The organism is Shewanella sp. 10N.286.51.B2 (assembly GCF_041469265.1).
In the GTDB taxonomy this organism is placed as follows: Bacteria; Pseudomonadota; Gammaproteobacteria; order Enterobacterales; family Shewanellaceae; genus Shewanella.
Genome location: NZ_JBFRKH010000007.1, coordinates 56,761 through 71,462, shown reverse-complemented (window position 1 = coordinate 71,462; position 14,702 = coordinate 56,761). Strand labels below are relative to the sequence as shown.

Below are 14,702 nucleotides of genomic sequence, written 5' to 3'. Positions count from 1 at the left end.
GACATAAAATGTTGAAGTTTAAAATGATAAAAAACTTCACTTGGTCAAGGCAAAGGCTGATATATGTATTTTTACTCCTTTTGCTAGCGGCGATATTGCCGGTTATTGTGCAAAAAGGCATGGCCAGTGCGTATCATTTTAAATCCCGATTCTATATTGATCATTGGCAGAAAAATAACCCTCCTACCCAGCTTCAATACTCAGCGGCATTATTGGCCGCTGATAATGCTTATAACCTTGATAGTAAAAACCCTCACTATTTATTGACCTTGGCAAAAGTCATGGAGTGGGGCGTATATGCAAATTTTGCCGCTGCCAATAACGCACTATTTAACCAGTTATATACCAATGCCATTTCCCAAAGGCCGACATGGCCTAATGCTTATAGTGATTACGCATATAATTTAGCCTTCATTCAGCATGATGTGTCACAAGTATGGCCTTTATTAGATAAGGCTGTACTGTACGGTCCTTATACCCCTGAAGTATTGCATCAAATTCTAGCCATCGGTTTTGCATATTGGCCTCAGTTAACCCTAGTACAAAAGAAAAACGTTTTTGAAACGGCGCGGATTTCAGCTATGGCTAGCTGGGACGTGCGCACTGATTTGAAGCGCTTAGCCACGCAATATGACATGACGCCAATAGTATGTACCTACTTTAAATTTATCACCCCAGAGTTTACTCCCAAAGATAAAAACTGGGTTGAAAAGGAACTGTGTCGTTAATGGATACTCTTGCCAAACCAACGAAGGTTTTCAGCGGACGCTTTGATCATTTTATGATATTGGTTCTGTGTGTGGTGATTATTTGGATGCCAATCCCTTTAGGCAGTAATCGTATTTGGGCGTTGGCGATCCTTGAATTTACAACAATATCACTGGGGATAGTACATCTTGGCTATTGCCTGAAGCATGATAGTGCATTTTTTCGCTACCAGTGGCAAAAGCAATTATTGCTCCCCCCAGGGCTGTTATTGATATATTTATTTTTACAGTATCTTAATTGGCTTCCAGGTATTGATAGTGTCGACCCTTACCAGACTCAACAACAACTCCTTAAGACTCTGTGTTATTCAATTTTTATTTTCTTATTAAGCCAATATTGTCAGCATTCTAAAACCTTAAGGTGGCTGTTTATAGCAATTATCTTATCAGGGTGTTTGCAGGCTTTTTATGGGGTGATTCTGAATCTACTGCAGTTAGATGCCTCGCCCATTTTAGGTTTTAGTGATGGCGAAAAGGCCCGTGGATCCTTTGTGTATCAAAATCATTTTGCTAATTATTTAGCCTTATGTTTAAGCATTGCGTTTGGTTGGCTGTTATCAGAGCTTAAAACCACTAAGCACGATCAAGATAAGCGCGCCATGCTTATCGGGATGATATCAACACTATTAAGTCGAAAATTAATTTTACGTTTAGCAATCGTGTTGATGGTTATAGGACTAATAATGAGCCGTTCGCGGATGGGCAATGCGGGCTTTTTTGCTGCTTTAGGCCTGATGTCGGTTATTGCATTATTTATTTACCGCCGCCCGCCGACATTGTTTAAACCCTTAGTTATCAGTATTTTTATTTTAGATTTGATTATTGTTGGTTCGATTTTTGGGATTGAAAAAGTTAAGCAGCGCTTAGCTGAGACCAGCTTTGCTTCAGAAACCCGCGATAATGTGGTTATTGATAGCTTACCTATCATTCAAGATAATCTTTTTACAGGTACAGGAGGAGGCAGCTTTTATACGGTTTTTCCGCAATACCAACCCCAGTTTTACTCTGGTTTTTATGATCATGCCCATAATGAATATGTGCAATTTGTAATTGAGTATGGTGTTGTTATGACGGTGATATTAGGCGCTTGGGTGTTGTATTCGTTTTGGCTTGCTTGTCGAACAATGTATCTACGCAATAACAAGCTTTATAAGGGTATCGCATTTGGTTGTGCTATGGCTATCGTATATATGCTCTTGCATATCTCGGTTGATTTCCATCTACAAGCACCAGCCAATACGTTACTGTTTTTAACCATAATAACCCTGTGTTGGTCGGTTCGTTATTTACCTTCTGAGCCTCAGCGAAAGGCTCGAAAATCATTTTAGTTTTACTTTTACTATACAATTTAGCGCTAGTTAAATAAGGATATTTTATGAAAGTTGTCATTCCCGTTGCAGGTTTAGGCACGCGTATGTTGCCAGCTACCAAAGCCATACCTAAAGAAATGTTACCCATTGTTGATAAACCCTTAATTCAATATATTGTTGATGAATGTGTCAGTGCGGGAATTAAAGAAATTGTATTGGTGACTCATGCCAGTAAAAATGCAATTGAAAACCACTTTGATAAATCTTACGAGTTAGAGTCAACCTTAGAAAAACGGGTTAAACGTCAGTTATTACATGAAGTGCAGTCTATTTGCCCTAAAAATGTCACCATTATGCATGTGCGTCAGGGTGAGGCTAAGGGCTTAGGCCATGCGATATTATGTGCAAAACCCTGTATTGGAAATAATCCATTTGCAGTGGTGTTGCCCGATGTCATTTTAGATGCCTACTCAGCGGATCAGCGAACTGAAAACTTAGCTTCTATGCTGGTGCGTTATCAGGAGTCCCAAGCCAGTCAAATTATGGTGGCCCCTGTACCTGATGAGCAAGTGAATAAGTACGGCATTGCAGATTGCGCTGGTGAAACCGTGATGGCTGGAGAGTCAGTCAAAGTGTATAAAATGGTTGAAAAGCCTGCAGTGGGTCAAGCGCCGTCAAATTTAGCCGTGGTTGGTCGTTACGTGTTGTCCGAAAAAATTTGGGATTTACTAGCCCAAACGCCGCCGGGCGCAGGGGATGAAATTCAATTAACTGATGCTATTGATATGCTGATTAAATCAGATGCGGTGGAAGCTTTTAATATGACGGGTAAATCCCATGACTGTGGCGATAAGCTTGGTTATATGAAAGCGTTTGTTGAATACGGTTTGCGAGATGCTAAATATGGCGGCGATTTTAGTCGTGAAATTAAACTGTTATTAACCGAATACGACTAATGTAAGTTAATGAAATTGTGATTTATATACTGTTATATGCGGTGCTACCGAGCCAGCCCTAGCGTCTTTGCTTGAAAAGGCTGACAAACTAAAACCTAATCTTCGATACTGTTGCGGCAATAACGCTAAAATGGTGTTTGAGGTTAGGTTTTTTTGTACCTAAAATTTATGTTAATAATATATAAAACAGTGTTTTATGTTGTGTGGTCGAGGTATGGGTAAAGAGCCCAATCAAAGCCATTATATTGTTGGATAGTCCTCCGCTAAACCGCTAAACCGCTAAACCGCTAAACCGCTAAACCGCTAAGCTTGCTGATACTTCATAATCATTTAGTCGGTGAGTTAAGCTAACTTTACTTGGCGCTCAATTCTGAACGCGAAGGCATAGTTCGCCATTTCCTATCTAATTCGTCTATTTTTTAGCTTTTTAATTTATTTTAATAAGTCTAGCAATCTTAGAAATCAACTACCCCTAAGTGAGTATGGCTTAAGGTTATAGTTATCAAGGGGTTTTTATTGGTATTTGATGGTTTGACTTTATTTTGTCTTTTACGAAGGGTTAGATCCATCAAAATTTATTAATCGGATTGTATGTTTATCCCTATGATGTTTTCCAAGGAAGCGAAAGACACAAGGTATCACTGGTCAAACGGTCAGATTGAAAGGTTCAATCTGGATTCAGCAGTGTTAATTCTAGCAAATATGCCAGTCAGTTCGCTCCACCTAATTCTTAATATGTAAACTTAACCTGTAAGGCAGCAATGATTATGAATATCATCCAAAATCTTTTTGCTATTTCGCCCTATATTGCGTTGTTTATTACTCTGGCACTTGGTTATCTGATCGGCAAAATTACCATAGGACGTTTTGTTCTTGGTGGTGTCGCAGGTACCTTGTTGATGGGAGTATTAATTGGCCAATTTGGTGTGCAAATAGACCCTGGAGTCAAAACCATCTTCTTCGCATTATTTATTTATGCGGTAGGTTATCAAGGTGGGCCTCAATTCTTTGGCGCGCTTAACTTCAAAACTATCAACATTTTACTTTCCGCTGTCGTGATGACGGTAACCGGTTTAATTACGGTATTAGTGGCAGCTAAGTTATTTAGCTTAGACAGTGGTACTGCAGCAGGTCTTGCTGCCGGTGGCTTAACGCAATCAGCCATTATTGGTACTGCTGGTGATGCGATATCTCAATTAGGTGGCATGACCGAAGAAGCTAAAAGCTTGATGCAAACCAATGTGGCTGTGGGTTACGCCGTAACATACATCTTTGGTTCGTTAGGCCCAATTTTAATGGTGTCATGGTTAATTCCGACCTTTATGAAATGGGATATCCGCGAAGAAGCACTAAAGCTAGCTGAAAAAATGTCTGACGGTAAGCCTGAGCTGGCGCCAGGTGAATTTAATGCGATGACAGATCTTGTGTCACGTGCTTATAAAATTCCTACAGACAGTCGATTAATTGGTCAAGATATTCAAACTGTAAACGGTGATCTGCTTGATACCGCTATCGAAATGATTTCACGTGATGGTCAAAACATTGAAGTTGATAAATCAGTGGTGATAAAAGCGGGTGACATCTTAGTGGTAACCGGTCTTCGCCAAGCTATCGCTGGACACATAGAGTCAGCCAAGCATGAAGTGGCATTACCACGTGGCACCGTATTAATTGAAGAAAATCGTCAACTTGTTGCTAATGACAAGCAATTAATTGGTAAAACACTTGCACAGATTAAAGCTGAAACTAACGTGGATACCTTACGTGGTGTATATGTTACCGACGTGATCCGTGGTGGTAACTCGCAAAATATTTCAGCCGATTTTATCGTCCATAAAAATGACATTATTCAAGTCACTGGCTCTGCAAAAGATATTAACCGTATCGAAAAAGGCATCGGTAAGCGTTTAGTTTCATTATTTTCAACTGACTACGTACTGTTTGGTTTAGGTATGGTAGGTGGCTTATTAATTGGTCTGATTAACTTCGAAATAGCCGGTATTCCAGTGACAATTGGTTCAGGTGCAGGTTGTTTGATTTCAGGTTTATTTGTGGGCTGGTTACGTAGTCGTAAACCAAATATGGGATCACTGCCACTGGGCGCTTCAAACTTCTTACGTGACTTTGGTTTAGCGGTATTTGTTGGGGTTGTCGGTTTACAAGCAGGACCTCAGGCAATCGATATGGTTAAAGAAAACGGTTTAACCTTATTGTTCCTAGGTGTCGCGGTAACCATTATTCCACAAATTATCTCTTTCTTTATCTCTTACTACGTATTGAAGATTAAGAACCCGATTGAAGCACTAGCTTGTGTTGCAGGTGGCCGCAGCGCTAATCCAGGCTTTGCAGCTCTACTTGAAAAAGCAGGTAATGCAACACCGGTATTTGCTTTCACGGTCACTTACGCCATTGCCAATGTATTACTCACCCTTTGGGGTCCAATCATTGTCGGCATTATTTCAACCCAATAATTACCCTAGATAGTCGATGAGAGTGACCTCTCCTCTTATCGACTATCACCCCAAATTCACCCTTTTAAATTGATAAATAGGTAAAATATTATGACTACATCAAATACTCAAACTGTACCAACAATCGATTTCACTAAATTTGCCAACTTAAGCCCATTTGAATTAAAAGATAAATTGATTGAAGTGGCTAAAACCGTTCCAGATCGTATTTTATTGGATGCGGGCCGCGGTAACCCCAACTTCTTGGCCACCTTACCTCGTAAAGCATTCTTACGTTTAGGCGATTTTGCTATCGAAGAATCAGAGCGCAGCTACTCATACTTAAACGAAGGTTTTGGTGGTATTCCGGATGGTGTTGGCGTTGTTGAACGTTTTGACACTTTCGCAAAAGAAAACCTAAACAGAGATGGCGTTAAGTTTTTACAAAAAGCAATTAGCTATGCTAATGACCGTTTAGGTATTGATAAGCAAGCTTTTTTACACGAATTTGTAAACGCGTTTTTAGCCTGTAACTACCCTGTGCCTTCACGTATGTTAACCAACATTGAAAAAGTGGTTAAGCAGTACATAGGTGAAGAAATGTATGGCCCAATGCCAATGACAACTGACTTTGACCTGTTCGCTACTGAAGGTGGCACTGCGTCTATGACTTATACTTTTGCGACAATGTTCAACAATGGTTTACTTAAAAAAGGCGACAAAGTGGCGTTAGTGACGCCTATCTTTACCCCTTATTTAGAGATTCCAGAGCTTGCTGAATATGAGCTAGAAATTGTTGAAATTCGTCTAGACGAAAATACATGGCAGTTACCACAATCAGAAATTGAAAAATTAGCTGATACCGGTATCAAACTATTGTGTGTGGTTAACCCTGCCAATCCTGCATCGGTTAAGTTTTCAAACGATACGTTAGACCGTTTAACTGACTTTGTTAACACACAGCGCAAAGATTTGTTCATCATCACTGATGACGTATATGGCACATTTGCAGACAACTTTATTTCGCTATTTGCCAAACTGCCATACAACACCTTATGTGTGTATTCATTCTCAAAATACTTTGGTGCAACCGGCTGGCGTTTAGGTACTATCGGTATTCATTATGAAAACGTATTTGATGATGCAATGCGTGCGTTACCAGAAGCGCATCAATTACAGTTAGATAACCGTTATAAAACACTGACACCTGAACCAAGAGACATTAAGTTTATTGACCGTATCGTTGCCGATAGTCGTGCTGTAGCCCTAAACCACACAGCAGGTTTAGCATTACCACAACAGGTGCAAATGGCATTATTTTCATTAAGTTGTTTAATGGACTTGGAAGATAATTACAAAGCAGCCTGTAAACGTATTATTCGTGAACGTTACATCACATTGTATAAAAACATGGGTGTTGAAATTGAAGAAAACGAAGACCGTGTTGATTACTACACCCTACTAGAGTTAGATGCTTTAGGTGGTAAACTTTATGGCGAAGACTTTGTAAAGTGGTTTAAAGATAACAATAAAGGTCAAGACTTCCTCTTTGTGTTAGCGTACAAAACAGGGGTAATTTTATTACCAGGTAAAGGATTTGATGTTGTTCATGCTTCAGTGCGTGTATCACTAGCTAACCTAACTCACTACGATTATGAGTTAATTGGTCGTGCGACAAGAGTCGTACTTGATGGCTACTATGCAGAGTATCAAGCAAGCTAGTTAATCAATACCGCAGTTAATCAGTCAAATATTGACTGATGATTGAGAGGTGAAAATGCCAATCCTTTGATTGGCATTTTTTTTGGGTTTTAGGCTCGTTGGCCATCATTCAGGTGTTATCGGCTTTTATGCCTGCGCTTTGCTATGATTAATTAACAAGCGATGGAACATATTTCACAATATTAATATTAATATTAATATTAATATTGATGTAAAGTTTTATGTTTAAAATCAAACATCATATGATGAAAGCTGAAGTGGCGTGCAGAATATACGCGCTTAATGATGGGTAACGACTTAAAGGACTAAACATGAAGGCTATCAAACTAAAGACTATCGTGTTGGGATTATTGGGGGTGATATTGACACCAGCAATAAGTTTTGCGGCCAATGACAGCACGGTAAAAGAAGGCTCTGCAAATGACAGTGCGGCCAATGAGCCAAGCTCATTAGTGCCAAATTTAAAAGAAAACCAAGCACCTTTAACCGTGAATAAAGGCAATTTTGTGGCAGCGCCCATTCCGTTTTCAAATCCGACCATTGATTCAGGTTTAGGCGGATTAGTGGGCTACTTTTATCCACAAACCGCAGAGCAAAAAGCGGTACAACCTCCTTCTGTTACCGGTATCGCAGGGTTTTATTCCAGTAATGACAGTTGGGGCGCGGCAGTTGGCCATGCCAGTTATTGGGATAATAATAACTGGCATTTAAAAGGTGGGGTCGCCTATGCCGATTTAAAGCTGCCGTTAGTGTCAACCGAGTTGCTTGGTTTACCTATCGACGTTGATTGGGATATTTCTGGCTACGGTGCACTGCTTGAATTGGAGCGGCGCATTAGTGGTAATTGGTTTGTCGGAGTTAATGGGGTATTCATTGATTTTGAACAAGACTTTAATGTTAACATTAGCTCCATCGATTTTGATTTACGAAATGAAATTGTCTCCGCAGGACTTGGTGCTGGGATTATTTATGATTCTCGTGATGTGCCTACTAACCCTTATGATGGTTATTACTTTAAGCTCAACGGCACTTTTTTTGATGATGCCATTGGCAGTGATACCAACTTTGAATCTTATTCATTAGAGTTTGATGGTTATTTTCCTGTGCATGAGTCGATAACCGTGGCTTATAAATTAAAAGGCTGTTTGAAAGAGGGTAACGTGCCGCTATGGGCAGCTTGTCGTTTAGGGTTACGTGGTTTTTCATCCACTGAATATATGGCCTTAGGTGCCATTGAAACAGAAGCTGAAGCCCGTTGGCGTTTTCATAAGCGCTGGGGATTAGTGGGTTTTATTGGCGCAGGTAAATTGGATGATGTGAATCATGCGGATAAATCTGATGATATCATTCCTTCATACGGTATTGGCGTGCGCTTTATGCTACAACCAGCAGAGCGAATCAATTTAAGCTTAGATTATGCTCGCTCATCCAATAATAATGATGCGCTTTATCTTTCTGTCGGGGAAGCATTTTAATATCGTTATTTTAGTCTATGACTTACATTAGATGTTGTTTATATTGGTTGTCGTTAACTGATATTCTTTAAATGTAGATAGTTAATTATTCTTAAAACATAAATAAAAGAGAGTGTTATGAAAGGTGTCATTTCGATCCAGTCGCATGTTGTTTACGGGCATGCAGGAAATAGTTCAGCAGTATTTCCTATGCAGCGTATGGGTTTAGAAGTTTGGCCTATTCATACAGTGCAGTTTTCAAATCATACTCAGTACCAACAGGGCTGGACTGGGCGGGCTTTTTCTGCCGATGATATTAATGAGCTGGTGGCGGGTATTGGTAACATAGGTAAGCTTGCAGATTGTCAGGCGGTGCTATCAGGTTACCAAGGTAGTGCTGAGCAGTGCCAAGCAGTGATCCAAACCATTAAAACGGTTAAAGAGATCAATCCTCAGGCTATTTATGTGTGTGATCCTGTAATGGGTGACCCTGAAAAGGGCTGTATTTTGGCTGATGGTATTACTGAGCAATTAATTAAACAAGTTATGCCTCTGGCTGATGTGATTGTACCTAATCAATTTGAGCTGAGTCAGTTCACTCAAATGGATATTACCAATCTTGAGCAAGCTAAAGCAGCTTGCCAAAAAGCATTGTCTTTAGGGCCTGATATTGTGTTGGTTAAGCATTTACACAGCATCGCTGATGAGACATTCACCATGATGCTGGCAACCCAAGAGGGTTGTTATATCAGTCAGCGTCCACAACTTGAGTTCGTAAAACAGCCAGTTGGTGTTGGTGATTTAATTTCGGCGTTATTTACCGCAAGTTTAGTGCAAGGCTTATCTGCTGTTGAGGCATTTGAACATGCAACAGATGCTTGTTATGGCGTGTTAAAAGAGACCGCCCATCAGCGCCAGTGGGAGCTACAAACTATTGCAGCCCAGCAAGAGCTGGTCACACCTTCAGAGCACTTTAAAGCGATTAAAGTTTAGTGGTTTAGGTTTATAGGTTGAGCTTTAATGATTTGGCTTTAATAAATAAGTATCGCAATGTTTAGTTATAAGGCCTTTGACCTAACTGAATAAATCAGAGCTAAATAAAAACCACGCTAATTAGATTAAGCGTGGTTTTTTGTTTAAATGGCATAGCTATTATCTGAATTAAGAATTTTAAGACGCTTAATTTACGGCTGTTTATTCAGTACCTCATCAATATCAGCTGCACTGTGGCGATTAGGCAGTTGCTCCCATTCTTCGCCCCATGAGCGATTGACGATACGACCACGCTTTACTGCTTGGCGCTGGGCAATAATATTGGCCCAACGAACTAAGTTCGGATAGCTTGCGACATCTAAAAACTCTGCAGCATCATAAAGATGGCCCAGCACCAAACTGCCGTACCATGGCCAAATTGCCATATCGGCAATGGTGTATTCATCACCGGCAATAAAGGCATGTTTCGCTAATTGCTTATCAAGCACATCAAGTTGACGTTTGGTTTCCATAGCGAAGCGATTAATCGGGTATTCAAATTTTTCTGGGGCATATGCATAAAAGTGACCAAAGCCGCCCCCTAGATAAGGCGCTGCTCCTTGAAGCCAAAATAACCAATTTAGCGTTTCTGTGCGCAGAGCAAAGTCTTTTGGTATGAAGTGACCGAACTTATCTGCTAAATAAACTAAAATCGCGCCAGACTCAAATACTCGCACCGCTTTAGCACCTGAGTTATCGGATAATGCTGGAATTTTAGAGTTTGGATTGATATCAACAAAGCCTGATGAGAACTGCTCACCTTCGCCAATATTAATCAAGTAAGCATCGTATTCTGCCTCTTTTACCCCTTTGGCTAGTAGCTCTTCTAGCATGATGGTGACTTTCTGGCCATTTGGTGTGGCTAATGAATGCAGCTGAATTGGGTTGCTGCCAATAGCTAATTCTTTTTGGTGACGAGCGCCTGAGTCTGGTCGGTTAATACTTGCCCATTGACCACCATTTTCTTGATTCATGGTCCAGACTTTTGGTGGTACATATTCGTTGCTCATGATGTTTCCTTATCTGTGTCACTATTCTGTTTTAAAAACATGTGTTTTAAAAGCATGTGTTTTAAAAGCGTGCGTTGTTATATGCGCGGGTATAAATCAGATATTGGGACTAATACGAAATTAACAATGATAAAGCTCATAACCATTGGTTATTGTTCAGCTGCGAATATCATATGGATTGACTGTTACTTTAAAGTGGGTTCATTACATAACTTAAAGATAAAAAATGCCAGTCAATTGAACTGGCATTTTGGGTTTTTAATCAAGTTTGATTAGCTCTGATTATTGCTTAACTACCAAATACGCACACGTTGATCTTCTGGTAGGTACAGCTTGTCACCAGGTTTAACATCAAAGGCTTTGTACCATGCATCATGGTTACGTGGCGCTAATGCGCGGTAACGCCCTGGCGCGTGAGTACCTGCACGAAGCTGACTTAACATACTTTGCTCAGTACGTTTTTCTTTCCACACTTGCGCCCATGCTAAAAAGAAGCGTTGATCGCCTGTAAGGCCATCAATAATCGGCGCTTCTTTGCCGTTTAAACTCAGTTGATAAGCGTTATACGCCATGGCTAAGCCGCCAACATCACCGATATTTTCACCAAGGCTATTACGGCCATTAACGAAGTTTTCTGGGATTGGCTCATATAAACTGTATTGCGCTGCTAGCTGGTCAGCTTTAGCATCAAATGCCGCTCTATCTGAGTCGGTCCACCAATTACGCTGAATACCGTTGGCGTCCGATTTTGAGCCCTGGTCATCAAAACCATGGCCCATTTCGTGGCCAATAACGGCGCCAATGCCGCCGTAGTTCACTGCGGCATCTGCGTTAGGGTCAAAGAATGGTGGCTGTAAAATTGCGGCTGGGAATACAATCTCGTTGAATGAACTATTGTAATAGGCATTGACAAATTGTGGCGTCATGCCCCAACGGTTACGGTCGGTTTTTTGTAGCTCTTTAGCGACGCTGTCAGCATGAAAATATTGACGTAGGTTGTGGATGTTCGCCACTAAATCTTTGCTTGTCAGTGATAAACCATCAAACTGTTGCCATACATCTGGGTAACCAATTTTTGGTTTAAATGCGGCAAGTTTAGCGTGTGCATTGACTTTAGTTTCAGCACCCATCCAATCTAGGCCATCAATACGTTGACCGAGAGAAGTACGTAAGTTCTCAACTAATTCCGCCATTTGCTGTTTTGATGATTCAGGGAAATAACGTGCCACATACACTTTACCAATCGCAAACCCTAATGATTGCGTGCCCGACATTTCAGCGACTGCGCGTTTCCAGCGTGGTTTAGGCTCTTCTTGCCCGCTTAACTCTTTACCGTAAAAAGCAAAGCTGGTGTTGTAGATGTCTTCAGATAATAATTCTGCATTATTACTGATGGTGTGGAACTTAAGGTAATCCTGCCAAACATTAAGTGGCTGCTGATTAATTAAGGCAATCATTGCTTTAACTGGCTCAGGCTGTGAGATATTTAATTGTGGAACTTGATAGCCCGTTTGTTCGATAAATAAATCCCAATTAAAGCCTGGGTATTGCGCTGCTAAATCAGCACGTTTAACTTGGTTGAGGGTCAGGTCGCGGTTACGGCGCTTTTCTCTTGGCCATTGACCTTCAGCAATTTTTGTTTCTAATGCCAGTATGGCTTCAGCGCGAGCGCTGCCATCTTTGATACCAGTGAAAGCCAGCATGGCTGTAATGTGCTCAACATAGGCTTTGCGGATGTTAACGAAACGTTCACTGTCTTCTAGATAATAAGAACGGTCGGGTAAACCTAGACCACCTGCGCCAATAGACATTTCATATTGATCTGGATTGATGCGATTAAACCACATGCCACCATAAATTGGCGATGCAGCATCGGTTAACCAAGTTTGACCGAAGACTTTGGTTAAGTCGTCGGTGTTGTTAATGTTGTTGATGCTATCAAGGGTTGCTTGAATTGGGCTGACACCCAGCTTATTAATGGTGTTAGTGTCCATGTAAGCATTATAAAAATCAGCGATAAGTTGCTCTTCAGCATTTAAGTCATTGCGGCTGGTGATATCATCAATGATTTCTTTAACTTGGGTTTCACTGCGCTCAGCTAATGCTGTAAATGCGCCATAACGAGTTTTATCTGCTGGCATGTCAAAGTTGTCATACCAAGTACCACTGGCATACATAAAGAAGTCATCACCGGGTTTAACTGCTTCATTGCGGGCGCTTAAATCAACCCCAAAGCTACCAAGCTCAGCTGCGCCTTTGGCTTGGGCAGTGACTTCTGCTGCTTCATTAGTGACTTTGACATCAGATGTACCGCATGCGCTTAAAAAACTGGAGGCGAGGGCGAGGGCGATTAAGGACTTTTTCATTATTATCTTCTTCCTTGTTGGTAATTAAAGTATTTATAGAGCGTTTTTTAGATAAAAATTAGCTAACAATATTGTTAAGCCAAGGGGAAATGTCAACCTTGTAATTGTTAGCAAGTTTGAGCAAAGCATTGTTGGGCGTTAAGATATTCGGCTAGAAGTAGTAACACCATGCTTTAAAGCTTGTTTGGGCGGTGAGTTTTAACCGCAGTTAACGGGCGCATATTAATCTGCGCGTAGTTTGTGTATAACTAGTTTATACAATTCAGTTTCAGCTTTTTAGGCTAATTATGTCCAGCAACCCAATTGCTAATAAACAATCAATTATCATCATTTTAAGCTTGCTGTTAGCAACGGTTTCAGCGGTGATCTATATTACCAAGGCTCACCAAAGCCATAGCCCCGAAACTTGGACATCATTTGTTTATAAAAATGGTTATGAGTCAGCCAGTTATTTGATGCAAGATGGTTTTAATGATTATGCTTCATGCAAAATTTACTCCCAAGATATGTCTGTCACTTATCAGAATGCCCCTTGGCAATGTGGGTCTAAATGCCGCTTTGATTCAATGAGGCAAGGTTTTGAATGCGAGTCGATGATTAACGATTAATCAGTAGTTGCCGCTAACCTCTTAGATTGAAATCAAGTTATTTGCCACGTATCATGCGCTTTTTCATCATATTGAATATTATGCGCCACTTAAAAACCTGTCATCACTCTGACACACCTATCGAGTTTGTTGCTGCTAATCAACCACATATGCTGACGCGAATTGCTGCTAGAGCAATTGTATTAAAAGGTAATAATATTTTGATGTTATATACCGAGCGTTATCACGATTACAGCTTGCCAGGTGGCGGTGTTGATGCCCATGAAGATATTGAGCAAGGGTTGATCCGCGAGTTACAAGAAGAAACCGGTGCGAAATCTATTAGCAATATTACCGCATTTGGGGTTTATGAAGAGTATCGCCCTTGGGAGCGTGATGGCTATAAAGTGATAAACATGCTGAGCTACTGTTTTAGCTGTGAGATAGATAGTGAGCTGGGTGAGACCCGATTTGAAGCCCACGAAATTAGCAACGGCATGCAGCCTGTATGGATTGATATTGATGAAGCGATTCAGCACAACCTTAATACCATTGCCAATAGCGCTAAAAAAGGTTTATCCATTGAACGTGAAACCTTTTTACTTAAGCTAATTAAAGCTGAGCTTATCAATAGCTAGCTTTGAGCTAAGAGGATACTTGGGGTCGTAGAGTTAGTGTTGAGCTAATAATGGTTACTCAACATATTCCTTTAACGCCCAGCAAATAACGTAGGGGCGTCGTCATTGCGGCGAGTATGGTTATAACTGCTTAGTGCTTAATTGCTAAGCTCTTTAATAAATAGCTACCTTGCTACTTTTTGAGATGTGAACGTTCTTTTGAATTTCCAAGTATGGACGGCGATCACAAAAATGGCTTTTGCTTGCAGGTTTATTAATTAGTAATTAAGCAACAGTTTTGAAATACAGTTTTCATAGAGACTGACTAAATTATTGAAATAGCTGTTTTATTAGTGGCTTAAGCTTTATTGATAGGGGCGATTTGATGTCACGCGAATGATTATTTCTTTTGGTTGGTAATATATCTACAG

The 14,702-nt window shown here is 40.5% G+C and carries 11 protein-coding genes; 9 read left to right on the top strand and 2 right to left on the bottom strand.

All coding sequences use genetic code 11. The annotated features are described in order from the left end of the window. Nucleotides 1–8 precede the first annotated feature (8 nt). From AB4140_RS01500 to pdxY, 7 genes are all read left to right on the top strand, one after another. A complete protein-coding gene (locus AB4140_RS01500) occupies nt 9–728 on the top strand; it encodes a hypothetical protein (RefSeq protein WP_102439063.1) in 720 nt (239 codons plus the stop codon). Further along, complete coding sequence (locus AB4140_RS01495; RefSeq protein WP_303502827.1) at nt 728–2,095, top strand: O-antigen ligase; 1,368 nt, start codon at nt 728–730, stop codon at nt 2,093–2,095. The genes AB4140_RS01500 and AB4140_RS01495 overlap by 1 nt, the downstream gene beginning before the upstream one ends. Nucleotides 2,096–2,142: 47 nt before the next feature. Next, nucleotides 2,143–3,033 (top strand): UTP--glucose-1-phosphate uridylyltransferase GalU, encoded by an 891-nt coding sequence (galU, locus tag AB4140_RS01490; RefSeq protein WP_102439059.1) that lies wholly within the window; start codon nt 2,143–2,145, stop codon nt 3,031–3,033. Nucleotides 3,034–3,800: 767 nt separating this feature from the next. Next, nucleotides 3,801–5,504 (top strand): aspartate-alanine antiporter, encoded by a 1,704-nt coding sequence (gene aspT, locus AB4140_RS01485; protein WP_371999494.1) that lies wholly within the window; start codon nt 3,801–3,803, stop codon nt 5,502–5,504. A 90-nt stretch (nt 5,505–5,594) separates the two neighbouring features. Further along, nucleotides 5,595–7,205 (top strand): bifunctional aspartate transaminase/aspartate 4-decarboxylase, encoded by a 1,611-nt coding sequence (locus AB4140_RS01480; protein WP_371999492.1) that lies wholly within the window; start codon nt 5,595–5,597, stop codon nt 7,203–7,205. Between the two features lie 311 nt (nt 7,206–7,516). Beyond that, entirely contained in the window at nt 7,517–8,680 is a 1,164-nt protein-coding gene (locus tag AB4140_RS01475; protein ID WP_371999490.1) for a BamA/TamA family outer membrane protein, read from the top strand. A 117-nt stretch (nt 8,681–8,797) separates the two neighbouring features. Next, complete coding sequence (gene pdxY, locus AB4140_RS01470) at nt 8,798–9,652, top strand: pyridoxal kinase PdxY (protein WP_303458993.1); 855 nt, start codon at nt 8,798–8,800, stop codon at nt 9,650–9,652. A gap of 191 nt (nt 9,653–9,843) precedes the next feature. Here the strand turns inward: pdxY and yghU are convergent, their stop codons facing one another. Continuing rightward, entirely contained in the window at nt 9,844–10,701 is an 858-nt protein-coding gene (gene yghU / locus AB4140_RS01465; protein WP_102477068.1) for a glutathione-dependent disulfide-bond oxidoreductase, read from the bottom strand. A gap of 293 nt (nt 10,702–10,994) precedes the next feature. Further along, the gene (locus AB4140_RS01460) at nt 10,995–13,067 is read right to left on the bottom strand and encodes a M13 family metallopeptidase (protein WP_102439045.1); all 2,073 of its coding nucleotides are present in this window, start codon (nt 13,065–13,067) and stop codon (nt 10,995–10,997) included. Nucleotides 13,068–13,354: 287 nt separating this feature from the next. On the opposite strand from AB4140_RS01460, the gene AB4140_RS01455 reads away from it, so the two are divergent. After that, complete coding sequence (locus AB4140_RS01455; protein WP_102520806.1) at nt 13,355–13,675, top strand: hypothetical protein; 321 nt, start codon at nt 13,355–13,357, stop codon at nt 13,673–13,675. Between the two features lie 80 nt (nt 13,676–13,755). Beyond that, nucleotides 13,756–14,292 carry an NUDIX hydrolase gene (locus tag AB4140_RS01450; RefSeq protein ID WP_303502833.1) on the top strand — a complete coding sequence of 179 codons (537 nt, stop codon included), beginning with the start codon at nt 13,756–13,758 and terminating at the stop codon, nt 14,290–14,292. Nucleotides 14,293–14,702: the final 410 nt, after the last annotated feature.